The 23,739-nt window shown below is 69.6% G+C and carries 25 protein-coding genes; 8 read left to right on the top strand and 17 right to left on the bottom strand.

What is annotated here, in order from left to right:
• Nucleotides 1-27: 27 nt before the first annotated feature.
• Both B9C99_RS01070 and B9C99_RS01065 read right to left on the bottom strand, forming a co-directional pair.
• Complete coding sequence (locus tag B9C99_RS01070; protein ID WP_051032977.1) at nucleotides 28-1,386, bottom strand: ABC transporter substrate-binding protein; 1,359 nt, start codon at nucleotides 1,384-1,386, stop codon at nucleotides 28-30.
• Between the two features lie 114 nt (nucleotides 1,387-1,500).
• Nucleotides 1,501-2,730 (bottom strand): GNAT family N-acetyltransferase, encoded by a 1,230-nt coding sequence (locus B9C99_RS01065; protein WP_016692023.1) that lies wholly within the window; start codon nucleotides 2,728-2,730, stop codon nucleotides 1,501-1,503.
• Between the two features lie 162 nt (nucleotides 2,731-2,892).
• On the opposite strand from B9C99_RS01065, the gene B9C99_RS01060 reads away from it, so the two are divergent.
• Nucleotides 2,893-3,258 carry a protein-tyrosine phosphatase family protein gene (locus tag B9C99_RS01060; protein ID WP_229568274.1) on the top strand — a complete coding sequence of 122 codons (366 nt, stop codon included), beginning with the start codon at nucleotides 2,893-2,895 and terminating at the stop codon, nucleotides 3,256-3,258.
• A 4-nt stretch (nucleotides 3,259-3,262) separates the two neighbouring features.
• Here B9C99_RS01060 and B9C99_RS01055 read toward each other — a convergent pair whose 3' ends face one another.
• The 3 genes from B9C99_RS01055 to B9C99_RS01045 form a co-directional block, all read right to left on the bottom strand.
• Nucleotides 3,263-4,141, bottom strand: coding sequence for a hypothetical protein (locus B9C99_RS01055; protein ID WP_016692025.1), 879 nt, complete (start codon nucleotides 4,139-4,141; stop codon nucleotides 3,263-3,265).
• Nucleotides 4,142-4,213: 72 nt separating this feature from the next.
• Nucleotides 4,214-4,699 (bottom strand): general stress protein, encoded by a 486-nt coding sequence (locus B9C99_RS01050; protein WP_016692026.1) that lies wholly within the window; start codon nucleotides 4,697-4,699, stop codon nucleotides 4,214-4,216.
• Between the two features lie 121 nt (nucleotides 4,700-4,820).
• Entirely contained in the window at nucleotides 4,821-5,780 is a 960-nt protein-coding gene (locus B9C99_RS01045) for a CoA ester lyase (protein ID WP_088896698.1), read from the bottom strand.
• A 58-nt stretch (nucleotides 5,781-5,838) separates the two neighbouring features.
• Here B9C99_RS01045 and B9C99_RS01040 point away from each other — a divergent pair, with 58 nt between their 5' ends.
• The 5 genes from B9C99_RS01040 to B9C99_RS01020 all read left to right on the top strand — a co-directional run bounded on the left by B9C99_RS01040 (nucleotide 5,839) and on the right by B9C99_RS01020 (nucleotide 10,962).
• Nucleotides 5,839-7,113: a CBS domain-containing protein gene (locus B9C99_RS01040; RefSeq protein WP_006554297.1), complete on the top strand. Its 1,275-nt coding sequence runs from the start codon at nucleotides 5,839-5,841 to the stop codon at nucleotides 7,111-7,113.
• The gene (locus tag B9C99_RS01035) at nucleotides 7,106-7,627 is read left to right on the top strand and encodes a DUF1003 domain-containing protein (RefSeq protein ID WP_088896697.1); all 522 of its coding nucleotides are present in this window, start codon (nucleotides 7,106-7,108) and stop codon (nucleotides 7,625-7,627) included. Before B9C99_RS01040 ends, B9C99_RS01035 begins: the two co-directional genes overlap by 8 nt.
• 112 nt (nucleotides 7,628-7,739) lie before the next feature.
• Nucleotides 7,740-8,666, top strand: coding sequence for a hypothetical protein (locus B9C99_RS01030; protein ID WP_088896696.1), 927 nt, complete (start codon nucleotides 7,740-7,742; stop codon nucleotides 8,664-8,666).
• Nucleotides 8,667-8,888: 222 nt separating this feature from the next.
• Entirely contained in the window at nucleotides 8,889-9,755 is an 867-nt protein-coding gene (locus tag B9C99_RS01025; protein ID WP_172414831.1) for a lytic transglycosylase domain-containing protein, read from the top strand.
• A 73-nt stretch (nucleotides 9,756-9,828) separates the two neighbouring features.
• The gene (locus B9C99_RS01020) at nucleotides 9,829-10,962 is read left to right on the top strand and encodes an Mrp/NBP35 family ATP-binding protein (RefSeq protein ID WP_088896801.1); all 1,134 of its coding nucleotides are present in this window, start codon (nucleotides 9,829-9,831) and stop codon (nucleotides 10,960-10,962) included.
• Between the two features lie 62 nt (nucleotides 10,963-11,024).
• Here the strand turns inward: B9C99_RS01020 and tatB are convergent, their stop codons facing one another.
• The 4 genes from tatB to sigE all read right to left on the bottom strand — a co-directional run bounded on the left by tatB (nucleotide 11,025) and on the right by sigE (nucleotide 14,170).
• Nucleotides 11,025-11,429: a Sec-independent protein translocase protein TatB gene (gene tatB / locus B9C99_RS01015; RefSeq protein WP_016692032.1), complete on the bottom strand. Its 405-nt coding sequence runs from the start codon at nucleotides 11,427-11,429 to the stop codon at nucleotides 11,025-11,027.
• Nucleotides 11,430-11,501: 72 nt separating this feature from the next.
• Complete coding sequence (locus B9C99_RS01010; RefSeq protein ID WP_216359284.1) at nucleotides 11,502-12,956, bottom strand: trypsin-like peptidase domain-containing protein; 1,455 nt, start codon at nucleotides 12,954-12,956, stop codon at nucleotides 11,502-11,504.
• 229 nt (nucleotides 12,957-13,185) lie between these two features.
• A complete protein-coding gene (locus tag B9C99_RS01005; protein WP_016692034.1) occupies nucleotides 13,186-13,518 on the bottom strand; it encodes an anti-sigma factor in 333 nt (110 codons plus the stop codon).
• 16 nt (nucleotides 13,519-13,534) lie between these two features.
• Nucleotides 13,535-14,170, bottom strand: coding sequence for an RNA polymerase sigma factor SigE (sigE, locus tag B9C99_RS01000; protein WP_016692035.1), 636 nt, complete (start codon nucleotides 14,168-14,170; stop codon nucleotides 13,535-13,537).
• Between the two features lie 318 nt (nucleotides 14,171-14,488).
• Here sigE and B9C99_RS00995 point away from each other — a divergent pair, with 318 nt between their 5' ends.
• Nucleotides 14,489-15,124 carry an O-methyltransferase gene (locus B9C99_RS00995; RefSeq protein WP_026061109.1) on the top strand — a complete coding sequence of 212 codons (636 nt, stop codon included), beginning with the start codon at nucleotides 14,489-14,491 and terminating at the stop codon, nucleotides 15,122-15,124.
• A gap of 24 nt (nucleotides 15,125-15,148) precedes the next feature.
• Here B9C99_RS00995 and glgC read toward each other — a convergent pair whose 3' ends face one another.
• Nucleotides 15,149-16,363, bottom strand: a complete 1,215-nt coding sequence (gene glgC / locus B9C99_RS00990; protein WP_037190186.1) for a glucose-1-phosphate adenylyltransferase — start codon at nucleotides 16,361-16,363, stop codon at nucleotides 15,149-15,151.
• Between the two features lie 113 nt (nucleotides 16,364-16,476).
• On the opposite strand from glgC, the gene glgA reads away from it, so the two are divergent.
• The gene (glgA, locus tag B9C99_RS00985; protein WP_026061110.1) at nucleotides 16,477-17,649 is read left to right on the top strand and encodes a glycogen synthase; all 1,173 of its coding nucleotides are present in this window, start codon (nucleotides 16,477-16,479) and stop codon (nucleotides 17,647-17,649) included.
• Here the strand turns inward: glgA and B9C99_RS00980 are convergent.
• The 7 genes from B9C99_RS00980 to B9C99_RS00950 form a co-directional block, all read right to left on the bottom strand.
• Nucleotides 17,636-18,535 carry a putative RNA methyltransferase gene (locus B9C99_RS00980; protein WP_088896693.1) on the bottom strand — a complete coding sequence of 300 codons (900 nt, stop codon included), beginning with the start codon at nucleotides 18,533-18,535 and terminating at the stop codon, nucleotides 17,636-17,638. The genes glgA and B9C99_RS00980 overlap by 14 nt on opposite strands.
• Nucleotides 18,536-18,619: 84 nt before the next feature.
• Nucleotides 18,620-18,787 carry a DUF3117 domain-containing protein gene (locus tag B9C99_RS00975; protein WP_006554284.1) on the bottom strand — a complete coding sequence of 56 codons (168 nt, stop codon included), beginning with the start codon at nucleotides 18,785-18,787 and terminating at the stop codon, nucleotides 18,620-18,622.
• 151 nt (nucleotides 18,788-18,938) lie between these two features.
• Nucleotides 18,939-19,511 carry a DNA-3-methyladenine glycosylase I gene (locus tag B9C99_RS00970; protein WP_088896800.1) on the bottom strand — a complete coding sequence of 191 codons (573 nt, stop codon included), beginning with the start codon at nucleotides 19,509-19,511 and terminating at the stop codon, nucleotides 18,939-18,941.
• A 74-nt stretch (nucleotides 19,512-19,585) separates the two neighbouring features.
• Nucleotides 19,586-19,981, bottom strand: a complete 396-nt coding sequence (locus B9C99_RS00965; protein WP_088896692.1) for a DivIVA domain-containing protein — start codon at nucleotides 19,979-19,981, stop codon at nucleotides 19,586-19,588.
• 57 nt (nucleotides 19,982-20,038) lie between these two features.
• Nucleotides 20,039-20,956, bottom strand: a complete 918-nt coding sequence (locus tag B9C99_RS00960; protein ID WP_016692043.1) for a glucosyl-3-phosphoglycerate synthase — start codon at nucleotides 20,954-20,956, stop codon at nucleotides 20,039-20,041.
• Nucleotides 20,953-21,873 carry a dihydropteroate synthase gene (gene folP / locus B9C99_RS00955; protein WP_088896691.1) on the bottom strand — a complete coding sequence of 307 codons (921 nt, stop codon included), beginning with the start codon at nucleotides 21,871-21,873 and terminating at the stop codon, nucleotides 20,953-20,955. Before folP ends, B9C99_RS00960 begins: the two co-directional genes overlap by 4 nt.
• Nucleotides 21,874-21,891: 18 nt before the next feature.
• The gene (locus tag B9C99_RS00950) at nucleotides 21,892-23,643 is read right to left on the bottom strand and encodes a long-chain-acyl-CoA synthetase (protein WP_088896690.1); all 1,752 of its coding nucleotides are present in this window, start codon (nucleotides 23,641-23,643) and stop codon (nucleotides 21,892-21,894) included.
• Nucleotides 23,644-23,739: the final 96 nt, after the last annotated feature.

Genomic DNA, 23,739 nt, shown 5'->3' with positions numbered 1-23,739 from the left:
CGTCGGTCGGTTTCGATTCGACGGCGGTCACGGGATCAGTCCTTCCGAATTGACCGCCTTCTGCACCTGTTCGGCGAGTTCCTCGACGGTGCGGGGCGGCTCGATCTGGTCGACCGGGTTGAGGGTGGCCGTCACCAGCGTCGAAATGCTCTGGTAGGCCGGTGAAGCGGGACGCACCGCGGCGTTCTCGAGACCGGCGCGGACCTCACGCCAGGCCGGATAGGCCTCCTGGAATTCGGGGTCGTCGTACAGCGCGGCCAGCGTCGGCGGCACGCCGCCACCGATGGCGTTGTTGCGCTGGTTCTCCTCGTTGCGCAGGCACTGCATCGCCTCGAACGCGAGGTCGGGGTGGGTGCTCGTGCGGGCGACGGCGATGTTGAACCCGCCGATGGTGACCTGGGCGGGCTCGCCGGGGATCACCGAAGGGTACGGGGCGGGAAGGAAATTCTGCTCACCGTCGACGGTCAGGACCGTGTTGCCGGTGTCCTGCGAGGTGACGTTGCCGTTCTCGTCGATGAAGGGCAGGGCCGCTTCGTTCTCCAGGATGCCCGGCAGGACGAACGGCCAGTTGACCTGGAATGCCGTGCGCCCGCTCTCCATGCCGAGACGGACGGCCGCCTCGTCGGCCTGGTTCAGGGACGGATCGGCGCCGGGCGCCGTCGCGACGCGCTTCATGATGTCGAGCGCGGTCACCGCGGCGTCGTTGTCGGTGAGGGTGACGGTGACACCGTCCTCCCCCACCACCGAACCGCCGGCGCTCGAGAGCAGGGTGTTGAACCACACCATCAGCCCCTCGTACTGCCGGCCCTGCACACCGATCCACGACGGCCGGCCCTCCTCTGCGAGGCCGCTCGCGATCTCGATCATCTCGTCCCAGGTCTCCGGAGGTCGCCCGTCCGGCATGAGATCCTTTCGGTACCAGAGCAACTGGGTGTTGGTGTTGAGCGGCGCGGCGTACAGCTGGTCCTGCCAGGTCGCCGATTCGAGGGGGCCTTCGAGGGTGCCCTCGGAGACCGCGGCGGCCACGTCGTCGGGCAACGGCAGTGCCCACCCGGCCTCGGCGAACTCGGCCGTCCACACGACGTCGAGGGTCATGAGGTCGAGTCCCGGGTCGTTACCCGTCAGCCGCCGCGCCAACTGCAGTCGCTGGTCGTCGGCGTTCTTCGGAAGTGTCCTCTGCTGCACGCGATATCGGCCGCCGGCCTGCTCGGTGCACACCTCCGCGGCCTGCGCGTACTGCTCGGCACCGTCGGCGGCCGTGTAGAAGGACAGGACGACACCCTCGTCGTCGCTGCCGCACGCGGCCAGTCCCGACGCCAGGAGCACCGCGGCCGCAGAAGCTGTGACCGCCCGGCTCGTCCGCCGTCTCTTGCCCGACCGTCTCATGCGCGACTCCGCTCGCATCGGGGACCTGATGATCCGACGATATCGCCCGTACCGGCCAGCCGTAGCAAAACGAGCAGGGCGTACAACCGGAGCGGAATCGGCACGACGACGAGGTCAGAAGGAGGTCCCCGAGAAGGGTGCCTGGGGCCAGGAGAACAGCAGGTCAGCGGTGTCGACGGCCTCCGGTCGGTGCACCCGGGCGCGACCCGCGTCGACCATCCGGTGCCAGCCCTGCCGGCCCAGCAGGAGCGCACCGAGGTCGGCGATGTCGATCGTCAGATCGGCCGGTCCCGCGGTGCGCGCCACGCCATCGGCGGATATCTCGAAGACACCGGCGTTGTCGGTCAGCAGCGGATCGGTCACCTCCACGGTCACCGAGCCGAACCCTCGGTAACTGCGCGCCGACAGCGCCCGATCGAGGTCGAGGATGCGCAACCACGTCTCGTCCGAGACCGAGCGGAAGTGCACGGCACGCGCGTCGCCGAGCATGAGCGGGAGCTGGTCGTCCTGCGGAAGCGCCGCGAACCGCAAGGTGTCGACCAGATCGAGGTCGAGCAGGAACCGGATCAGGCCGGCGTACGCCCCGGGCGACGGGGCGAAGAAGTCGTCGACCACGACGGTGCGGTTGCGACTGGTGAACCACCCCTGCGTGTCGATCGGGTGGTATCGGACGAAACCGTCCTCCTGCCCCGGTTCGCCGTGCACCGCCACGTACATCGGATCGGTGAGCGAGTCGGCCCGCCACCGGCGCGAGTTCCACCAGTACTCCGACCGGTCGATCATGCCGGGGCGCGGCGGCAGATGACGGGAATGTATCTGCGCCAGCACGTCCCACGCATCCGGATAGGTCAGCAGACGCACCGCTCCGGACTCGGGCACGTCGGGACGCAGCGCGGCACCACGCACGTCGACGTCGACGGATACCGAGGTCGAGGCGACGCCGTAGCCGAACCGGCCGTAGATGGTCGCTTCGGAGGCCCGCAGCGTCGCAAGGATCTCACCGCGGTCGCGCGCGTCGCTCAGCTGCCGGTGCACGAGTCCGGAGATCACGCCGCGACGCGTGTGGGTGGGCAGCACACCGATGTGGGTGACCGCCGCGTGCGGTACCCGGGCACCGCCGGGCAGGGTCAGGTTTCCGCTCGTGGCATCCACGGTGCCGACGAGCATGCCGTCGAGGAAGGCGCCCCACGTGCGACCGGCCTCGAGGTAACGGCTCACCGTCCCGTCGGGAACCTCGGGCCACGAGGGCAGGCCCACCATCGCCGTGCGGAACAGCGCGGACGCCTCCCGCAGTTCGGCTTCCGACTCCAGAATTCTGATCTCCGGTTCCGTTCGCTCACCCATGGAACGACATTATCGAGCGCGAACTTGCACCGCGGGTGAACGGCCGTGACGTTCGGTACACCGGCTCCGGGCGGGTAGGTTTCCAGCGTGCGACGCGAGTGGGATCCAGCAGACACCGGGGTGCTGCAGCTGCCCTCCGGCCGACTCGTGCGGGGACGCGGGATGCGCAGACCGGTGTTCGACGAGCCGTTCCCCGACTTCGGGGTGTATCTGCTCGGCCGACCCCCGGCAGCACCGTTCGAGTGGGAGTCGCGGTGGATCCACTGGCCCGACTTCCGCACGCCGCGCGACCCGGAGGACGCTCTCGCCATCCTGTACGAGGCGTGGATCCGGGCGGGACGGCAGCGGGTGGAGGTCGCGTGCGGGCGGGGACGCGGCCGCACCGGCACCGCACTGGCGTGCCTCGCCGTCCTCGACGGGCTCTCCCCGGAGGAGGCGGTCGACTTCGTTCGGCGGCACTACCATCCGCGCGCGGTCGAGACTCCCTGGCAGCGAAAGTTCGTCGCGCACGCGAAGGCGCACTCCTGACGGCTCAGTTCTTCGTCCGGGCCAGGTCGGCCTCGGCAGCCGAGACGGCACGTTCGGCGGCGACCACCCGTTTCTTCGCCTCGGCGGCGGCGCGACGCGCGAAGGTGCGTTGCTGCTCGGCGTGTTCGAGCTTCGCCCGCAGCTCGGCGACCTCCTCCTCGTGACGGGCCAGCTCCTGCTCGGCCGCCGACGCGGCCTCGCGCGCCTCCTCGGCCGCGTTGTGCGCCGAGTCGAGAGCGGCAGCGGCCTCGTCGATCTCCGCCTCGCGAGCCGCCTGCGCCGCCTTCTCGCGCTCGGTGGGTTCGCGCTCGCCCTTGCTCGTGCGTGCAGACTTGCCCGCTGCCGTTCGGTCGTCCTCGTCGTTCTCCTCCGACCCTCCGCGGACGACGGTGAGCGGCATCGCCGACAGGTCGCCGAAACCGTCGGACTCGACGATCGCGTCGAGCCGGCCCTGCCGGACCTGCTCCCCGATGTCGGGATCCGACAGTGCAGCGTTGAGGGTGCGCCCCACCTCGCGCAGTGCGCTCTCCGAGACGGTGCGGCCGCGGTCGGCAGCGAGCCGTCCCGCGTCGCGCTCGAGGGCGGCGACCACCCGGCGCCGCTGCTCGGACAGTTTCCGCATCTCGCTGCCGGACAGTCGTCGTTGCGCGGTGCGCAGGGCAGCTCCGATGTCGAGCAGCGCCGCGAGTTCGTCGGCCCGTTCGCGGGCGAGCAGGTTGACCATCCAGGCCGCGACCGTCGGTTTGCGCAGTCTGCCGATGGCCGCCGTCAGCTCGCGGTCGCCCGCTTCGCGTGCCTGCGCCGCGAATTCGGAGCGGGCCGCCACGAAGTCTCCTGGGTCGAGGCCGTAGAGGGCGTCGGCCACCGAATCGAGGTCGGGCATGGGATCGACAGTAGTGGCGCGAGGCCCGTCGCGACGAGTGCCGTTCTCGGCGAACGCGCGACCTCCCGACGATCAGATGGCCAGCTTGGCGAGGATGTCGCGCGCCTTCTCGGCGGTGGGCGGCTGGCACAGCACGTCGTAGCGGCCGGCGACGAGCTGCATGGTGGACGAGAAGTCGCGCTGGCCGCGGGTCGCGGCGTACGGGATGGTCGCCGAGATGAGGCCGAAGACGATGCCGCCGACGAGGCCGACGAGCAGCGGGCCGAGGAAGTCGGTGGAGAAGATGCCGAGCAGCAGACCGAAGAACACGCCGAGCCATGCGCCCGAGACGATGCCGCCACCGATCACCTTCGGCCACGTGAGCCGACCGGTGACCCGCTCGACCTGCATGAGATCGACACCGACGATGGTGACGTCCTCGACGGAGAAGTTCTGATCGGCCAGATGGTCGACCGCGCGTTGCGCCTCGGCGTAGGTCGGGTACGAACCGACGGGCCAGCCCGTGGGAGGAGTCGGCAGACCGGGTACCTGGCGACCGGGTCCGAGGGGATTCGTCATGTCGTTTCGGCTCCTTCGCGATGCACGCCGACCGTCGCGGCGCCGGTCTCCATTCTGCCTCGACGGGGACCGGCACGCCGCGATGGTTCGCCCGATATGTTCTTTTTCCTGGTCGTTCCCGTCAGGAGGCCGGCGGCTCGAACTTCTGGGTGCGCTGCAACCCGGCGGCGCGGCCCTTGGCGGAGATCACGAGGGCCATCTTCCGGCTCGCCTCGTCGATCATCTCGTCGCCGAGCATCGCGGCACCGCGGGCGCCGCCCTCGGCCGAGGTGTGCCACTCGTAGGCGTCGAGGATCATCTCGGCCTTGTCGTAGTCCTCCTGCCGGGGGCTGAAGACCTCGTTGGCCGCGTCGATCTGACTCGGGTGCAGCACCCACTTGCCGTCGAAGCCCAGGGCAGCGGTGCGCTGCGCCGACCGGCGGAAGGCGTCGATGTCGCGGATCTGGAGGTAGGGACCGTCGATGGCCTGCAGCCCGTGGGCACGCGCGGCCATGAGGATCGTCATGAGGATGTGGTGGTAGGCGTCGCCGACGTCGTAGCCCTCGGGCTGCTCACCGACGACGAGGGTGCGCATGTTGATGCTCGCCATGAAGTCGGCGGGACCGAACACGAGCGTCTGCACGCGCGGGCTCGCCGTCGCGATCTCGTCGATGTTCGTCAGCCCGATGGCGTTCTCGATCTGCGGTTCGATGCCGATCCGTCCCACCTCGAGACCGTGGGCCTTCTCGACCTGCGTGAGGAGCAGGTCGAGTGCCTTCACGTGGCTCGCGTCGGGCACCTTCGGCAGCAGGATCGCGTCGAGGTTCGCGCCGGCGCCACCGACGACCGTCGCGACGTCGAGATAGGTCGCGTCCGTGGTCCAGTCGTTGACGCGCACGACCTTGATCTGGTCGTCCCAGCCGTCCTCGTTCAGAGCTTCGACGATGGTGTTGCGGGCCTGTTCCTTGGCCAGCGGCGACACGGCGTCCTCGAGATCGAGGAAGATCTCGTCGGCGGGAAGGCCCTTGGCCTTGTCGATCATCTTCCGGCTGCTGCCGGGAACCGCGAGTACCGACCTCCGGGGCCTGAACGAAAACGACATGACCTGACCAGACCTCCGAGTTCCGGGAACAGCGTGGGCACGCTCTAGCCTGGCAATCATGGCAGCAGTGAGCAAGGTCTTCGTCGCGCGGCTGGCCGGACTGGTCGTTCTCGGCCCCGACGGCGAGTCCATCGGCCGCGTCCGCGATGTCGTGCTGACCATCCGGGTGGGGCGTCAGCCTCCTCGTGCGCTGGGGCTCGTCGTCGAACTGCCCACCCGCAAGCGGATCTTCGTCCCGATGCTGCGCGTGACAGCGATCGAGCCCGGCGCGGTCACCCTCGTCACCGGCAACGTGAGTCTGCGCCGGTTCACGCAACGGCCCTCGGAGGTGCTCGCCCTCGGTCAGGTCCTCGATTCGCGTGTGCGCGTCGACGACCCGGAGCTGCCGGACCTGATGGGTGTCGACGCCGTCGTGGTGGATCTGGGGCTCGAGCTCATGCGCACCCGCGACTGGGTCGTCGCCCGCGTGGCGGTGCGTCGCCATCGCGGCCGGCTCGCGCGCCGCTCCCCCATCCACATCGTGGAATGGCCGCACGTGCACGGACTCACCCAGCAGGCGCTGTCGATGCCCGGACAGGGTGTCGCGCAGTTGCTCCTGCAGTTCGAGGACATGCGCCCGCCGGACGTCGCGAACGCCCTGCGCGACCTGCCGATCAAGAGACGTACCGAGGTCGCCGCGGCGCTCGACGACGAACGCCTCGCCGACATCGTGCAGGAGTTGCCCTCCGACGATCAGACCGATCTGCTCACCCAGCTCGGTCTCGACCGGGCGGTCGCGGTGCTCGAGGCGATGGATCCCGACGACGTCGCCGACCTCCTCGGTGAGCTGCCCGCCACGGACGCCGAGTCGTTCCTGCAACGCATGGACCCCGAGGACTCCGAGCCGGTGCGCCGCCTGCTCGAGCACTCCCCCGACACCGCCGGTGGTCTGATGACCCCCGAACCGGTCGTGCTGACACCGGCGACCACGGTGGCCGAAGCGCTCGCCCGCGCCCGCAATCCGGATCTGAGTCCGGCCCTGGCGTCGATGGTCTTCGTCGTGCGGCCGCCCACCGCGACGCCCACCGGCAAGTACCTCGGCTGCGTCCATCTGCAACGATTGCTCCGGGAACCGCCTGCGAGCCTGGTGGGAGGGGTCGTCGACGACGATCTGCCGCGCCTGGCCCCCGACGACGCCCTGACCACCGTCACCCGATACTTCGCGACGTACAACCTGGTCTGCGGCCCGGTGGTGGACGACGAGGGGCACCTGCTCGGCGCGGTGAGCGTCGACGACGTGCTCGACCATCTGCTGCCGGAGGACTGGCGCGAGGAGGACATCGAGGATGAGTGACCGCAGCACGCAGGGCCGCTCGCGCCTCGAGACACCCCAGGCGTCGAGGTTCCGGTTCAACTTCGACGCCGAGGCGGTCGGCCGGGTCAGCGAGTCGATCGCCCGGTTCCTCGGAACGGGCCGCTATCTCGCCATCCAGACGATCGTCGTCATCGTGTGGATCGCCCTCAACATCACCGCGGTCGGCCTGCAGTGGGATCCCTATCCGTTCATCCTTCTCAACCTGGCGTTCTCGACGCAGGCCGCCTACGCGGCGCCGTTGATCCTGCTGGCGCAGAACCGGCAGGAGAACCGCGACCGCGTGTCGCTCGAGGAGGACCGCGCCCGCGCCGAGCAGACCAAGGCCGACACCGAGTTCCTGGCACGTGAACTCGCGGCCCTGCGACTCGCGGTGGGCGAGGTCGCGACCCGCGACTATCTGCGTCGCGAACTCGACGACCTGCGTGCCCTGCTGGTCGACGACGAGAACGAGGACGACGCCGGTCCTCCGCGCAGCCGCGCGCCCCGTCGCTGAAGGAACCCACCCGCTCGTCCTGTTGTCCGGCACGCCCGGTTGCACACAACGCGACATCCTTCTGTAACCTTCGTCACAGCAGTCGGACGGACGACCGGAGGAGGGTGATCGCGTGCGGTGGAGGGTCGCGCTGGCGATGCCGGTGATCGTCGCTGCCGGACTCGCGGCGACAGCGTCGTCGGCGACAGTGGTGGCGGAGACGACGTCCACCGAGGCCGAGCCGAGCGCCGCCCCGGCGGTGGGCGTGCTCCCCGGCGAGGTGCGCGAGGCGCAGCCACTGCGCAGCCCGAGCGACCCGCTCGTCCAGCTTCCGCCCGAGGCCCTGGCCGCGGCAGGAGGTGCGGCGGTGCTCGGGGACGGGCCGCTCGCAATCCCCGAACTGGTCTTCTACGCCTATCGCGCGGCCGAGATGCAGCTGGCCATCGACTCCCCCGAGTGCGGCCTGCCGTGGAATCTGCTCGCCGCCGTCGGGCGGCTGAGCTCCGGGCACGCGGACGGGGGGCGCACCGACATCCTGGGCACGCTGACCACGCCGGTCGTCACCCCGGAGGGACTGCTCGGGCCGATGCGCCTGGCCCCCGCGGTGTGGGAGCAGTACTCCGCCGACGGCAACGCGGACGGCACCGCCGATCCGCAGAACATCTTCGACGCGACCCTGGCCGCCGGTGCCCGGATGTGCGCGGAGGGCGGAAACCTGCGCGAGCCCGACGGTGAGGCGCGGGCGGTGGCGGCGGTCGATCCGTCCCCTGACTATCTGGCGAACGTCCGGACCTGGTCGGGCGCGTATGCGAAGGCGGCCGAGGTGGCTCCCGCCGATCTCGCCCCGATCCCGGCGCGGCCGGTTCCGAACGCCGCGGATGTCGCGGCCCCCGCTCCGGCTCCGGTGGTCACCGTGCCCGCCCCGGCCGCAACGCCGCCGGCCGAGCCATCGGACGAGCAGGCGCCTGCAGAGCCCTCGCCGGAGCAGGCTGCCCCGGCTGCACCCGCGATGCCGGAGTTGCCCGAACTCCCCTGCCTGGTGCCCGCCTTCTGCGAATAACTCCCGGCACACGAGCGAGATGACGACACGCGCGACACGCGTGTCGTCATCTTTCTCTTTCACCCCACCCGACCCACGGGACCAGCACGGATGGGCCACAGCAGTGCGCATGCACCCCCGTTACATCACGTTTGAGTAACGGAAAAGCATCGAATGCTGTAGCCTCGGCCCGGCACGTAACGAAGGTGTCTCGTTCCGAGGCACCCGAGGGAGGGTTATCCATTGGGCCGCCACGCCAAACCGTCGGATTCGAAGCTTCGGCGAAATTCCGTCATCGCGATGACCGGACTCGTTCCGGTCGGACTGGTCGCCGCAGCCGCGACCACTGCGGGTGCGTCGCCGCGAGCACTGATGGGTGCAGCTCACCACGAGACCGAGCCGACGGCGTCGTCGACCGACTCGGCCGACCTCGCCGCCGCGGTTCCCGAAGCGGTCGCCGCCGTGCAGACGATCATGCTCGAGCCCGAACCGGCACCCGTGCGCACCTTCAAGGCCGCCCCCGAGCCGGAACCCGAACCCGAGGTCCTCGAGGAGGGCCCGCTCGGCATCCCCGGGATCAACTACGCCGCCTACCGCAACGCCGAGCGCGTCCTCGCCGAGGAGAATCCCGCCTGCGGCATGCACTGGACGCTCCTCGCCGGCATCGGCCGCGTCGAGTCCGGACACGCCAACGGTGGTCGCGCCGACGACAAGGGCAACCTGCTCGAGCCCGTCATCGGATTGCCGCTCAACGGCAGCCTGCCCGGCCAGGCCGTCATCCACGACACCGACGGCGGCGCTCTCGACGGCGACACCGTCTACGACCGCGCGGTCGGGCCGATGCAGTTCATCCCCACCACGTGGAACCAGTACGCGGGCGACGGCAACGGCGACGGGGTCTCCGATCCCCAGAACCTGTACGACTCGACGCTCACCACCGCGAAGTACCTGTGCGACGGCGGCCTCGACATGCGCAACATCGCGCACTCGACGAAGGCGATCCACCGCTACAACAACTCGATGGCCTACGTGGCGAACGTGCTCGCCTGGTCGACGGCCTACTCCACCGGCATCGACCCGAGCCCCGCGGATCTGCCCCGTATCCACTGACAGGCGAAGGCGGTCGTCGGGTCACCTCGACCCGTATCCGGTCGCGAGCGGCCTGCCGCCTACCATGGGCGTCATGGCAGTCAGTGAGTCCGACGTCCGCAGTGCGCTCGCACGGGTCCAGGACCCGGAGATCCGCAAGCCCATCACCGATCTCGGAATGGTCAAGAGCATCGAGATCGGCGCCGACAGCAGCGTCGACGTGGCGATCTATCTGACCACCGCCGGGTGCCCCATGCGCACCGAGATCTCGGAGCGCGTCACCAAGGCCGTCGCCGACGTCGCCGGCGTGGGCGAGGTCCGGGTGACCCTCGACGTGATGAGCGACGAGCAGCGCACCGAGCTCCGCAAGTCGCTGCGCGGCGATTCCACCGAACCCGTCATCCCGTTCGCTCAGCCCGGGTCGCTCACGCGCGTCTACGCGGTGGCCTCCGGCAAGGGTGGTGTCGGCAAGTCGTCGGTCACCGTCAACCTCGCCGCGGCGATGGCCGCGCGCGGACTGTCGGTGGGTGTGCTCGACGCCGACATCTACGGTCACTCGATTCCCCGTATGCTCGGCACGTCCGCGAAGCCCACGCAAGTCGAGCGGATGATTATGCCGCCGATCGCGCACGACGTGAAGATGATCTCCATCGCGCAGTTCACCGAGGGCAACACCCCGGTGGTGTGGCGCGGCCCGATGCTGCACCGCGCGCTGCAGCAGTTCCTCGCCGACGTCTTCTGGGGCGACCTCGACGTCCTGCTCCTCGACCTGCCGCCCGGCACGGGCGACGTCGCCATCTCCGTCGCGCAGCTGATCCCGAACGCCGAGATCCTCGTCGTGACGACGCCGCAGCAGGCCGCCGCCGAGGTCGCCGAGCGTGCCGGTTCGATCGCGCTGCAGACGCGTCAGCGCATCGCCGGCGTGGTGGAGAACATGTCGTGGCTCGAGCTGCCCGACGGCACCCGCATGGACGTCTTCGGCAGCGGTGGCGGTCAGGCCGTCGCCGAGCGGCTCACCCGCGCGGTGGGTGCGACGGTGCCGTTGCTCGGCCAGATCCCGCTCGACCCGGCCGTGCGCGAGGCCGGCGACTCCGGTACTCCGATCGTCCTCGCGGCGCCCGACTCGGCGCCCGCGGTGGCGCTGAAGGAGGTCTCCGACAAGCTCGCGGTGCGCAAGCGCGGACTGGCCGGCATGTCGCTGGGAATCGACACCACGCGTCACCTGTAGAGACCCATATCGATCGAGCCCCCGCCGTGCTTCACGGCGGGGGCTCGATCGTAGGAAAGCTGTCAGGTGGCGTCGGGATCGATCGGCGGCTTCTCGTCCGGAGCGAGCGGCTTCGACAGATTCGGCCGGGCCGCGCCGTTGGTGGGTGTTCCCGGGGTCGCCGAGGACGGCTTGTCGAAATTGCCGGTGAGGATCGAGTCGTCGCCGTCGAGCAGATGCTTCGTGATCACGGCCCGCGGTGTCATGCCGCGCAGCTGGTTCAGCTCGGACAGCGGTTGCCGCAGGTCGTCGAACTCCGGCCCGAGTTCCTGCTTGAGCTGGTCGCGCGCACCCGTGGCGTAGTCGCGTACCTGACGCAGCGACTTGGCCACCCACGAGACGGCGCCGGGCAGGCGCTCCGGGCCGAGAACCACGAGGGCCGCCACGATGAGTACCAGGAACTCGCCCCAACCGATGTTGCCGAACACGCATCCAGGGTACGTGGTCGCGTCCGGATCGCATCACCTACGGGGAAGGTCACATCACGCGAGGGGAACCGTTCAGTCGGAGACGGGGGTGACCTCGACGTCGACGAGGCGGCCGTTGCGCACGAGCTGGACGGTGACCGGCTCGTCGATCTCCTGCTGCTGGACCGCCACGACGAGTTCGTCGGCGCTGGTGACCTCGCGGTCGTCGACCTTGACGATGACGTCGCCCTCGACGATGCCGGCGCGCTGAGCCGGGCTGTCCTGACGGACGTTGGCGACCTCCGCGCCGCTCGCGACGTCGTTGACGACCGAGCGCGCGTTCACGCCGATGTCCGGGTGGCGCATCTCGCCGGTGCGGATCAGCTCCTGCGCCACCTCGGTGACGTCGTCGATGGGGATCGCGAAGCCCAGACCCACCGAGCCGCCGGTCTCCGACTTGATCGCGGAGTTGATGCCGATCACGCGCCCCTCCATGTCGATGAGGGGGCCGCCGGAGTTGCCGGGATTGATCGAGGCGTCGGTCTGGACGGCGTCGATCACCGCGTCGGTGTCGGTGCCCTGTCCGCTGAGCCGCATGGGCCGGTGCAACGCACTGACGATGCCGCGGGTGACGGTCTTGCTCAGGCCGAGCGGCGAACCGACCGCGACGACGTCCTCGCCCACCTGGACGTCCTCGGAGCGGCCCAGTTCGGCGACGACCAGGTTGTCGACGTCCTCGACGGCGAGCACGGCCAGGTCGGTCTTGATGTCGCGTCCGACGATCGATGCGGGCACCTTCGTGCCGTCGTCGAAGGTGACCTGCACCTTCGCGTCGGGATTTCCGGCGGCCATCGAGATGACGTGGTTGTTGGTGACGATGTAGCCGGCACCGTCGATCACCACGCCCGAGCCGGTGCCGGCGTCGCCGCCGACGGTGGTCTGGATGGAGACGACCGCAGGGAGCACGGTGTCGGCGACCCGAGCGACCGCGCCGGTCGGCAGTTCCTCGTCGGGACCCGACTGGCTCAGCGTCACGCCGCGACTGGTCAGCGAGCCGTTGTCGGCGGTCGCCAGTGCCACGACGAGTCCGCCGACCATGCCGATCACGACGGCCACCGCGGCCAGGGTCGCGAGCGCGCGCGGCTGGACGCGGCGGTCGAACAACACTTCACGCAGGGTGAGTCCGGGAGCCGGGGGAAGTTCCTTCTCCTCCGCCTGCCCGACCAGGGGCGGACCGAGCCGCACCGCGGAGTCGGGGTCGCGCCAGGGATCGGGTTCGGTGTCGTCCTCGGCCTCGGCCGCGGGCTGCGAAGGGGGACGCTGGAGCGTCTCGTCGGCGTCGGACGGCCGTCCGTAGGCCTCGGCCAGGATCGCGTCGGTCGGAGGTGCCTGCTGGACGCGCGGGTCGACGACGCGGGGATGGGCCGAGGAGTCGAACGATCCCTCGGTGCCGGCCGGGCGCCCGAAGACACGAGCCGATGCAGGATCGACGGTGGGCCGGTAGACGGGCCGGGGTTCGAGACGGGGAGCGTCGTCGGGGCGCGCGATCGCTCCGTCGGGCAGCCCCGACGAGGCGTTGCCGGACGAGCCTCTGCCCGACGAGTCCTTACCCGACGAGGCATGGGGCAACTCGTCGTCGCGACGAGGATCGTCGCCGGCCCGTCGTTCGGTGTGCTGCGCAGATTCGGCCGTCACGCGTGCCCGTCTCCCCCGTCTAGGTCCGTCACGCAGCCCAGTATCACCGATGGCATCGGATCACCTGTTACCGCCCGTCCGGTCACCGGCGCCGGAGAATCGACCAGCGGCGCGCGGCGAAGCCTTCCTCCGCCTGCGGCTGCGGGGACGGATCGCACAGGTGTGAAGGAATGTTGCTGAGCGTCCCGAGCAGAGAACTCGGCATACGCGGTACGTGATCGGCAGCGGACCGCAGTGCGTGGCGGGCCTGCTGCTGGGCTTCGACCTCGGCGGCACACTCCGGACACATCGACAGGTGCTGGGCGGCCCGCATGTAGGCCGCCATGCGCAGTTCGCCGTCGACGAATGCGGCAACTGCCTCGCTGGCGAGATGTTCCGTGGAGCCGAACCTGCGAGGTGGTTGCACCATCGTCATCACTACCTCCCGGCGGCTACCCCGCATCGACGCGACCGTTTTCGACCTTTCCATGCTCGCGCAGGTACTCGCGGAGTGCCTGGCGGCCTCGGTGGATACGACTACGCACCGTACCGAGTTTCACCCCCAGTGTGGCACCGATCTCCTCGTAGGACAGACCTTCGATGTCACAGAGCACCACTGCGGCACGGTACTCGGGTCCGAGCGAGTCCAGAGCGGACTGCAGGTCGGCGCCGAGACGCGCGTCGTGGTAGATCTCCTCGGGGTTCGGCCCTGCGGCCGGTACACGATCGTAGTCCTCCGGGAGCGCTTCCATCCGGATGCGGTTCCGGCGGCGCACCATGTCCAGGAAGAGGTTCGTGGTGATGCGGTGCAACCAGCCCTCGAAAGTGCCGGGCTGGTAGTTCTGCAACGACCGGAAGACGCGGATGAAGGTCTCCTGCGTGAGATCCTCCGCGTCCTGGGCGTTGCCGGACAGGCGGTAGGCGAGTCGGTAGACGCGGTCGCCGTGCTCACGAACGAGTTCGTCCCACGACGGCATGGCCGCGCGGTCCCCGGTGGCGTCGAACGCCGCGGTGCCGCTCAGGTCCGCCTCGAGGGCAGCGTCGAGCGCCGAGGCGTCGTTCTCGGGAACGGTGTGGGATCGGGTCATGTGGATCGGTGGATCCTCCTCGTCGGGATCGCAAGGTGGTACGGGCTTCGGGGCCTACAACACTCGCCCTGCTGGGAATATTCCTTCACAGGAAGGTTCCCCGAGGGCGGTGCGTCCTCGAAGTCGTGAACCGGTGCGATCGTCCGGTTCGTCGAGTGTCAGTTTTCCTCGCGGCGATGTGGCCGCCGTATGAGTAACCTGAAACGTCCCTGAGAAAACCGCTCCGGGCATGTTCATCCGCCGAAATCACACAACTGACGGCACCACTCCGTGCGCGCCTGCCTGCGCGAACGAATCGCCGAGGATAGCCTCAGTGAGGTGCAGACCAACGCCGATCGCATCCTGACCCACGCGGAGAACATCGTCGTCGAGGACGACGAGCTCGCCGCGGCGCGTGACCGTGCCGAAGATCTGGGCGCCGACCCGGTGTCCCCCTCCGTCGGAGCCGCCCTCGCGATGTTCGCCCGCATGCTCGACGCGAAGACGGTAGTGGAGATCGGGACCGGTGCGGGTGTGAGCGGACTGTGGTTGCTGCACGGCCTGCGCGAGGACGGCGTGCTCACCACGATCGACAGCGAACCGGAACATCAGCGGGCCGCGAAGATCGCCTTCCGTGAAGCCGGCATCGTGGCGTCGCGCACCCGGCTCATCAACGGCCGCGCGCTGGACGTGCTGCCGCGACTCGCCGATTCCGGCTACGACATGGTCTTCGTCGACGCGACTCCCGCCGACCATCCGCACTTCGTGCGCGAAGGGGTGCGTCTGCTGCGGCCGGGTGGCGTGATCGTGCTGCACAACGCCCTGCTCGACGGTCGCGTCGCCGATCCGGCCGCCCGCGACGCGACGGTGCTCGCGGTGCGCGAGGCGACCCGCGCGGTGTCCGACGACGAACGTCTCGCTCCGGTGGTCCTCCCCCTCGGCGACGGTCTGCTCTGCGCGGTGCGCCTCAGCTGATTCGCCGTCGGGGCGGGCACGGTCTCAGATCCAGATCCCCTTGCCGATGGCGACGACACCACCGTTGCTGACCGCGAACCGCTGACGGTCGCGCTCGAGGTCCACGCCGATGATCTCGCCGTCGCCGACGACGACGTTCTTGTCGAGGATCGCCCGGCGCACCACCGCACCCTTGCCGATGCGCACCCCGGGCATGAGCACGCTGCCCTCGACGGTCGCTCCGTCGTCGACCATGACGTTCGAGCTCAGCACCGAGTTGCGGACCGTGGCGGCCGACAGGATGCTGCCGGCGCCGACGATCGATTCCTGAGCCAGACCGCCCTGCACGAACTTCGCGGGCGGCAGGTTCTCGGCGGCACCGCGGATGGGCCAGCGCCGGTTGTAGAGGTTGAAGATCGGGTGGACCGACACGAGGTCCATGTGGGCGTCGTAGAAGGCGTCGAGCGTTCCGACGTCGCGCCAGTAGGCACGGTCGCGTTCGGTCGCGCCCGGGACGACGTTGTCGTTGAAGTCGTAGACGTGGGCCTCGCCCTGCTCGACGAGCGCGGGGATGATGTCGCCGCCCATGTCGTGATCGGAGTCGGGATTCTCCGAGTCGGCCCGCAGCGCCTCGACGAGGACCTTCGTGGTGAAGACGTAGTTGCCCATGGACGCGAACGTGACGTTGGGGTCGTCGGGCGTCCCGGGCGGGTGTGCGGGCTTCTCGAGGAACTGGGTGATCCGGCCGCTCTCGTCGCTGTCGATACAGCCGAACGCGAAGGCCTCGCTGCGCGGGACGCGGATACCGGCGACGGTGACGCCGGCTCCCGACTCGATGTGCTGGCGCACCATCTGCTCGGGGTCCATCCGGTACACGTGGTCGGCGCCGAAGACCACGATGTACTCGGGATCCTCGTCGTAGACCAGGTTGAGCGACTGCAGGATCGCGTCGGCACTGCCGGTGTACCAGCGGGGGCCGAGTCGCTGCTGGGCCGGCACCGGGGTGATGTACTCACCGGTGAATCCGGACAGGCGCCAGGTCTGCGAGATGTGCCGGTCGAGAGAGTGCGACTTGTACTGCGTGAGAACGCAGATGCGCAGGTAACCGGCATTCACGAGATTGCTGAGCACGAAGTCGATGAGGCGGTACGCGCCCCCGAACGGCACTGCCGGCTTGGCTCTGTCCGCGGTCAGCGGATACAGACGTTTGCCCTCGCCGCCGGCGAGAACGATTCCAAGCACATGGGGCTGGCTCCTCACACGCTTCAACCTATCCCCCGACCCAGGCCGCCGCCAGCGAAGCGCGATCTCGACGCCGATCGGAGTGTCGGGGCCGGGTGGCCGGAACCTGCGCGGCCCGCTACTTTGAGGCGGTGAGGGTGGCAATGATGACGCGGGAATATCCGCCTGAGGTGTACGGCGGGGCCGGAGTCCACGTCACCGAACTCGTCGAACAACTGCGTCGACTGGTCGAGGTCGACGTGCACTGCACAGGTGCACCGCGCGACACCGCGTTCGTGCACTCCCCCGACCCGGCATTGCGCGATGCCAATCCCGCCCTGACGACCCTGTCCGCCGGATTGCGCATGGCGCACGCTGCCGCCGGGGTCGACGTGGTGCACTCGCACACCTGGTACACGGGGCTGGCCGGTCATCTCGCCGCCGAACTCCACGACGTCCCGCACATCCTCACCGCGCACTCCCTCGAGCCGCGGCGGCCGTGGAAGGCCGAGCAACTCGGTGGCGGTTACCGCATCTCCTCCTGGTCCGAACGCAACGCCGTCCGGTACGCCGATGCGATCATCGCGGTCAGCGACGGGATGCGCCTCGACGTGCTCGACGCCTACCCGTTCGTCGATCCCGCTCGGGTCCACGTGGTGCGCAACGGTATCGACACCACCGTCTGGCATCCGGGCCCGGCCGAGCCGGGCCACGAGTCCGTCGTCACCCGCATCGGTCTCGATCCGGACCGCCCGATCGTCGTGTTCGTCGGCCGCATCACCCGGCAGAAGGGCGTCGGGCACCTGATCTCCGCGGCGCACCACCTCGACCCCGACATCCAGCTCGTCCTGTGTGCCGGCGCGCCCGACACCCCCGAGATCGCCGCGGAGACCGAACGCGCGGTGGCCGCCCTGCAGGATTCCCGCGACGGGGTGCACTGGGTGCGCGAGATGCTGCCCACCGAATCGGTCCGCGAACTGCTCTCGGCGGCGACGGTTTTCGTCTGCCCGTCGGTGTACGAACCGTTGGGGATCGTCAACCTCGAGGCGATGGCCTGCGAGACCGCCGTGGTGGCCTCCGACGTGGGGGGCATCCCGGAGGTCGTGGAGGACGGGACCACCGGGCGTCTGGTGCACTACGACGCGTTCGACACCGCGACCTACGAGCGTGCGCTCGCCGATGCCGTCAACGACGTCGCACGCGACCGCGACCGTGCCGCGCAGTGGGGCCGGGCCGGACGCGACCGCGCCGTCAGCGAGTTCTCGTGGGCGCAGATCGCCCGCCAGACCGTCGCCGTCTACCAGCAGGTGATCACGGCGCGGTAGATTCGTCGGCCGTTCCGATCCGTCGCCACGTGGTGACGGTGACCGACACCGTCACGTCGAACGGGTCGGGCAGAGAGGCCAGCAACTCCGCGCGCCGGTCGGACGTCACGTGGTGGGCCGACGGCCCCATCCCCGCGACGAGGCCGAGCACGTCGCGCGGGAGTGAGGCCGTGAAACGCACGTCCGTCCGTCCCGCCCGCTCGAAACGTCCCGACAGCGCGGACGAGAGCCGCTCGGTCTTCCGGTCGTCCACGCTCACCATGCCGGGCAACTCGACCAGTTCGCGCAGATGCTCCGAGGTGGGTGTCGCGACGACGAGCGTTCCGCCCGGGGCAAGCACGCGATGGCTCTCGGCGGCGTTGCGGGGCGCGAACACCGACAGCACATGAGTGAGCGACGCCGACTTCACGGGCAGTCGCTGCCACGCGTCGGCGAGGATCGCTCCGGTCCGGGGATGGCTGCGGGCGATGCGTCGCACCGCGGGCTTGGAGACGTCGAGTCCGATGCCGCGCGCTGCCGGCAGGGCGTCGAGCACGGACGCGAGGTACTGCCCCGTACCGGCCCCGACCTCGAGGATCGCAGCGTCGGCGGCTGTGTCCACCGCATGGGCGCCTGTGTCCACCGAATCGGCCGTGTCGACGCACGCGTCGGCGACCGCGCGGCGGATGGGGTCGTAGTGCCCGGCACCGAGGAAGTCGGCGCGGGCGGCGATCATCTCGGCGGTGTCGCCGGTGAACGGTGTCGAACCGCCGGCGAGCAGCGACACGTAGCCCTGGCGTGCGACGTCGAAGCTGTGCCCGCGATCGCACACCACGACGTTGTCGTCGAGGTCGAGCGCGGACTCGCAGTGAGGGCACGCGAGAAGGTCGATCACGTCGGCGAGCATCGCGCCTCCGATCGCGTTCTCAGGACGACACCGGGCCCCGCGCGCCGAGGAGCGCGGGGCCCGGAGTGCCCTGAGAGGGGCCGATCAGCTGGTGACACTCTTGAGTTCGTCGCCGAGTGCCGCAGCCTCTTCCGGCGTGAGCTCGACGACCAGACGTCCGCCGCCCTCGAGTGGAACCCTCATGACGATTCCTCGTCCCTCTTTGGTTGCTTCGAGGGGACCGTCCCCGGTCCGGGGCTTCATGGCCGCCATCCTCTGCTCCCTCCAAATCTGCACCCGACCGCCGGGCGCGTGGGTTACCGTGTGGTTGCATCGCCGGTCGCGGCGACGCGCACCTTCTCATTCTTCCCTATCCGGAATACGTGCGCGTAGCTGACTCCTGGGTAAGAGACTCCTCCGGGTTCTACGGGTCGAGTGACACCCAGCACGATTCGAGATGATCGTCGACCATCCCGGTGGCCTGCATCAGCGCATATGCAGTGGTAGGGCCCACAAACCGGAAGCCGTGACGCTTCAGCTCACGGGCCATCGCCGTGGACTCCGGCGTGACCGCCGGAATCTCCTCGACCGTTACCGAACGTCGCGCGCGTCGCGGCGGTGCGAACGACCACAGCAGCTCGTCGAGGTCGGTGGGCAGTTCGAGCACGGCCCGCGCGTTGGCGATCACCGCCTCGATCTTGCGGCGGTTGCGCACGATGCCGGGGTCGGCGAGCAACCTCTCGACGTCGGCCTCCGTGAAGCGGGCGACAGCCTCGACGTCGAAGCCGTGGAAGGCCGCGCGGAAGGCCTCCCGCTTGCGCAGGATCGTCAGCCACGACAGGCCCGACTGGAACGCCTCGAGGGAGAGCCGTTCGAACATCTCGTCGCGGCCGTGGAGCGGCCGGCCCCACTCGTAGTCGTGATAGTCGCGGTAGAGCGACGAACCGGGACCGTCGACGGCCCACGGGCACCGCACGCGGTCGTCGGTATCGGCCACGGCCCCCTGCTCGTCGATGTCGGTTACGGCAGCGTGCTCGCCGGTGTCGGCCACAGGCCCCCGCCCGTCCGCCGTCATCGTGACTCCCCCGTCGACTCCGACGATGCGCTCTCCGGAACGTCCTCCGCTTCGAGCTCTTCTGCCCCGACGTCCTTCCCCGTGCCGTCGACCGGTTCCCCGGCCGCGCGGGTCTCGGCGTCGGCAAGGCGGACCCGCAGGTCGTCGACCTCGCGGGCGAGACGATCGAGCGCCCAGTCGACCTCGCTCATCTTGTAACCCCGCACGGTCTGCTGGAACCGCAGGTCGCGGATGTCGGTGCCGGTGACGTCGGTGGCCGGCAGCACCGTGACGGTGGTGCCCGGAGGCAGCGGCGCCAACGTCTCACCCCGGCCGAAGACGGCGCTCGCGACGAAGAACAGCACGGCGGCGACGCCCGCCATCACGAGCACGTACAGCAGAACCGTGAGCATGCTCCGATCTTGGCACGAGCGTCCGACACCGGCCGGGACCGGTGCCGGACGGTCGGCTCAGCCGGTGACCGTCACCATCGGCGGGCGATCTGTGAGATCGACGGAGGTGTCGAACGGGACGAACGCGTCGCCCTCCACCAGGAACTGGGTGAGCGGCGCCCCCGAATCGGGGATCCCGCATCGCGAGAGCATCGTGCCCACGATCTGCCGGCTCATCGCCCCGAGTTCGGACAGCGGCCGGTTGCGATGCTTACGGACTCCGAGGTTGACCTGCGCGATCGCGTGGAGACCGAACCGGTCGTAGGTGTCGAGCAGCAACCCGATCTCCACCCCGTAACCCGGTGCGAACGGGACCGACTCGAGCAGTTCCCGCGTCCCCGCGTACTCACCGCCGAGCGGTTGCAGCACGCAGGTCAGCTCCGGTCGCAGGGCCGCGAGCAGCGGCCGTGCGACGAGCTCGGTCACGCGGCCACCACCGTGGGCGTCCTCGCCACCACCGGTGCGCAGGGGCCGCCGGTAGTACCCCTTGACGAGGTGGACACCGTCGCCGAGCAGCAGCGGCCCGAGCAGTTTCGGCACGAAGGCCGGATCGGGATCGATCAGATCGGAGTCGACGAAGGCGATGATGTCGCCGGAGGTCGCCGCGAGCGACCGCCACAGCACCTCGCCCTTACCGGGGACCGGTTCGATGCCCGGTACCGCTTCCTCCCTGGACATGACGCGGGCGCCCGCCGCGCGCGCCCGGGAGGCGGTCTCGTCGGTGGAACCCGAATCGAGGACCACCAGTTCGTCCACGAGACCACCGAGCAGCGGGTGGATCGTGTCGATCACTCCCGCGACGGTCTCCTCCTCGTTGAGGGCGGGCAGCACCACGGTCACCGTGCGACCGGCCTTGGCCGCGATCAGCTCGTCGATCGCCCAGGCGGGCCGATCCCAGCTGTTGACCTCGTTCCATGTGCGTGCAGGTGCACTCATGCCAACCCCCTCACCGTGCGCGCCGGCGGACGTGTGCCCGCGATCGCCGCGACCATGTCGACCACCCGACGTGTGGCTGCCACCTCGTGTACCCGGAACATCCGTGCGCCGGCCGCTGCGGCCAAAGCTGTCGCTGCCAATGTGCCCTCCAACCGGTCGGCGAGTTCGACTCCCAGAGTCTCCCCCACGAAGTCCTTGTTGCTCAGCGCCATAAGCACAGGCCACCCGGTTTTTACAAGAACGTCCACGTGCCGCAACAGAGCGAGTCCGTGATGGGTGTTCTTTCCGAAATCGTGGGTCGGATCGATGAGGATCGAGTCGCTCGCGACGCCGGCGCGGGCGGCGGCATCCGCGGCGGTGACGACCTCCGCGACGACCTCCTCGACGACGTCGGTGTACCGCACGCGGTGCGGACGGGTGCGCGGGACGGCGCCGCCGGTGTGGGAGCAGACGATGCCGGCCCCGAGTTCGGCGGCGACCGCGACGAGCTCGGGGTCGGCACCGGCCCACGTGTCGTTGATCAGATCGGCGCCCTCGCCCACGGCGCGACGCGCGACCTCGCTGCGCCAGGTGTCGACGCTGATGAGCACATCCGGATACCGCTCGCGGATCGCGGCGACGAACGGCACGACGCGCCGGATCTCCTCGTCGCTGTCGACGACCTCACCCGGCCCGGCCTTCACCCCGCCGATGTCGACGAGGTCGGCCCCCTTGGCCACCGCACGGTCGACGGCGGCGAGCGCCGCGTCGTCCTCGAAGGTCGCTCCCCGGTCGTAGAACGAGTCCGGGGTGCGGTTGACGATCGCCATGACGAGCGCCCTGTCGGTGGCGACGGTGCGCCCGCACAGGGTGGACGGTGCCGGACCGGGACGGGTCACGGGGGTCTGCTCGTCGACATCGGTCGCGGGGCCGCTCATGATCCCATCCTGACATGCTCAGCGACCGGGCAATTCTCCCCGCGCGACGCCGTCGACGAAGCCGTCGAAGATCGGACGGTAACCCTCGCTGCGACTCGCGAGGACGTACACCTCGTCCTCGCCGGTCTCGCTGTAGCCCTGCTTGCGCAGATCGACCTTCCGGCTCTTGAAGGTCGTCGTGTACTCGAGCTCGTCGACGATGCGGACGAAGAGCGGGACGGCGTAGTCCGGCAACGCGTCGTGCAGCGACTTCGCGAGTGCCGCCCCGTCGAGTTCGGCGCCCTCCTTCAGCGTGACCGCGGCCATCCCGGCGCGGCCGTCGGCCCCGTCGACCTCGACGCCGTAGACGACGGCCTCGGCGACCGTCTCGTGCGACGACACCGCGGCCTCGACCTGCGTGGTCGCGACGTTCTCCCCCTTCCACCGGAAGGTGTCGCCGAGCCGGTCGACGAAGGCGACGTGCATCCAGCCCTGGTCGCGGACGAGGTCGCCGGTGTCGAACCAGACGTCGCCGTCGGAGAACGCGTCGCGCAGCAGCTTCTTCTCGGTGGCCTCGGGATCGGTGTACCCGTCGAAGGGTGCGCGCGAGGTGACCTTCGCGAGGAGCAGTCCGACCTCGCCCTTGCCGACCTTCTTCAACCGGCCGTCGTCGCCACGACGCGCCTGCCCGGAATCGGGGTCGTACTCGACGACGGCGTAGGGCAGCGGGCAGATGCCGGCGGTGCGCTTCTGGTCGAGCGCGTTGATGAAGGCGATGTTGCATTCGCTGGCGCCGTAGAACTCGGCGACGCGGTCGATGCCGAAGCGTTCGGTGAACTCGTCCCACAGTTCGGCGCGCAGGCCGTTGCCCACGGCCAGGCGGATCCCGTGGTCGGCGTCGTCCTCCCGCGGCGGCTGGTTGAGCAGGTAGCGGCAGATCTCGCCGATGTAGATGAAGGCCGTGGCGCCGTTGCGCTCCGCGTCGTTCCAGAAGTTGGACGCCGAGAACTTCCGGCCGAGCCCGAAGGTGGCACCGGCGGCGAGCACCGAGGACAACGCGACCGTCAGGGCGTTGTTGTGGTAGAGCGGCAGGCAGGAGTACAGGACGTCGGTGCGGCGCAGGCGCACGCCGAGGCTGCCGAGACCCGACATCGACTTCAGCCACCGGAAATGCGTCATGCGGCTGGCCTTCGGCAGCCCCGTCGTCCCGGAGGTGAAGATGTAGTAGGCCGTCTCCGACGCCTGCAGGTCCTCGGTGACGGCGGGATTCGACGCATCGGCGTCGCGGGCGGCGGTGGCGAGTTCGTCGAAGCGCAGCACGGTGCGCGCCTGCGGTTCGCCGCCGAGCGAGTCGACGGCCTCCTCGCACTCCTCCCCGATCACGAGGACGGCGCTGTCGAGCAGCGACAGGCTGTGCTCGAGCACCTCACCGCGCTGGTTGATGTTGAGCATGCCGGCGGCCGCACAGAGCTTGACCGCGGCCAGGGCGACCAGCAGGGTCTCGGGCCGGTTGCCCATGAGGATGCCGACGACCTCGCCCTTGCCGACCCCACGATCGGCAAGTACCGCGGCGTACCGGTTGACCTGCGCGTTGGCTTCGCCGTACCCGATGGAGTCGCCCTCGAACCGGATGAAGGGGCGCTCCGGGTGACGCTCGGCGAGCTTCTGGAAGACCGACCCGATCGTCTCGCGGGCGGTCGGCTTCCGGGTCATCCCGGCTGCTCCGCGCAACACGATGGGGAGATCGGTAGCCATCCGGGGCAGTTTCGAGACGAGTCCGGGCAGGGACACGACGGGGGCATTGCCTCGATCGGATCGAGTGGTCACGACAATTTTCCTCACGGCGACGTCGGGGACGGGCGGGTTCGCTCGGGCGACACCCACGGC

Source organism: Rhodococcus sp. BUPNP1 (assembly GCF_002215235.1).
Lineage (GTDB): Bacteria > Actinomycetota > Actinomycetes > Mycobacteriales > Mycobacteriaceae > Rhodococcus.
This window is presented reverse-complemented; position numbering and strand designations above follow the sequence as displayed.

Bases quoted from the DNA above. Each gene is read 5' to 3' on its own strand.
- B9C99_RS01065 (WP_016692023.1), bottom strand. From the start codon at position 2,730: ATGGGTGAGCGAACGGAACCGGAGATCAGAATTCTGGAGTCGGAAGCC.
- B9C99_RS01040 (WP_006554297.1), top strand. From the start codon at position 5,839: ATGGCAGCAGTGAGCAAGGTCTTCGTCGCGCGGCTGGCCGGACTGGTC.
- B9C99_RS01020 (WP_088896801.1), top strand. From the start codon at position 9,829: ATGGCAGTCAGTGAGTCCGACGTCCGCAGTGCGCTCGCACGGGTCCAG.
- B9C99_RS00975 (WP_006554284.1), bottom strand. From the start codon at position 18,787: ATGGCGGCCATGAAGCCCCGGACCGGGGACGGTCCCCTCGAAGCAACC.
- B9C99_RS00980 (WP_088896693.1), bottom strand. From the start codon at position 18,535: ATGCTCGCCGACGTGATCGACCTTCTCGCGTGCCCTCACTGCGAGTCC.
- B9C99_RS01050 (WP_016692026.1), bottom strand. From the start codon at position 4,699: ATGACGAATCCCCTCGGACCCGGTCGCCAGGTACCCGGTCTGCCGACT.
- B9C99_RS01070 (WP_051032977.1), bottom strand. From the start codon at position 1,386: ATGAGACGGTCGGGCAAGAGACGGCGGACGAGCCGGGCGGTCACAGCT.
- B9C99_RS01055 (WP_016692025.1), bottom strand. From the start codon at position 4,141: ATGCCCGACCTCGATTCGGTGGCCGACGCCCTCTACGGCCTCGACCCA.
- sigE (WP_016692035.1), bottom strand. From the start codon at position 14,170: ATGACCCGATCCCACACCGTTCCCGAGAACGACGCCTCGGCGCTCGAC.
- B9C99_RS01005 (WP_016692034.1), bottom strand. From the start codon at position 13,518: ATGACGATGGTGCAACCACCTCGCAGGTTCGGCTCCACGGAACATCTC.
- B9C99_RS01035 (WP_088896697.1), top strand. From the start codon at position 7,106: ATGAGTGACCGCAGCACGCAGGGCCGCTCGCGCCTCGAGACACCCCAG.
- B9C99_RS00965 (WP_088896692.1), bottom strand. From the start codon at position 19,981: ATGCTCACGGTTCTGCTGTACGTGCTCGTGATGGCGGGCGTCGCCGCC.
- B9C99_RS01045 (WP_088896698.1), bottom strand. From the start codon at position 5,780: ATGTCGTTTTCGTTCAGGCCCCGGAGGTCGGTACTCGCGGTTCCCGGC.
- B9C99_RS01060 (WP_229568274.1), top strand. From the start codon at position 2,893: ATGCGCAGACCGGTGTTCGACGAGCCGTTCCCCGACTTCGGGGTGTAT.
- folP (WP_088896691.1), bottom strand. From the start codon at position 21,873: ATGAGCGGCCCCGCGACCGATGTCGACGAGCAGACCCCCGTGACCCGT.
- B9C99_RS00960 (WP_016692043.1), bottom strand. From the start codon at position 20,956: ATGAGTGCACCTGCACGCACATGGAACGAGGTCAACAGCTGGGATCGG.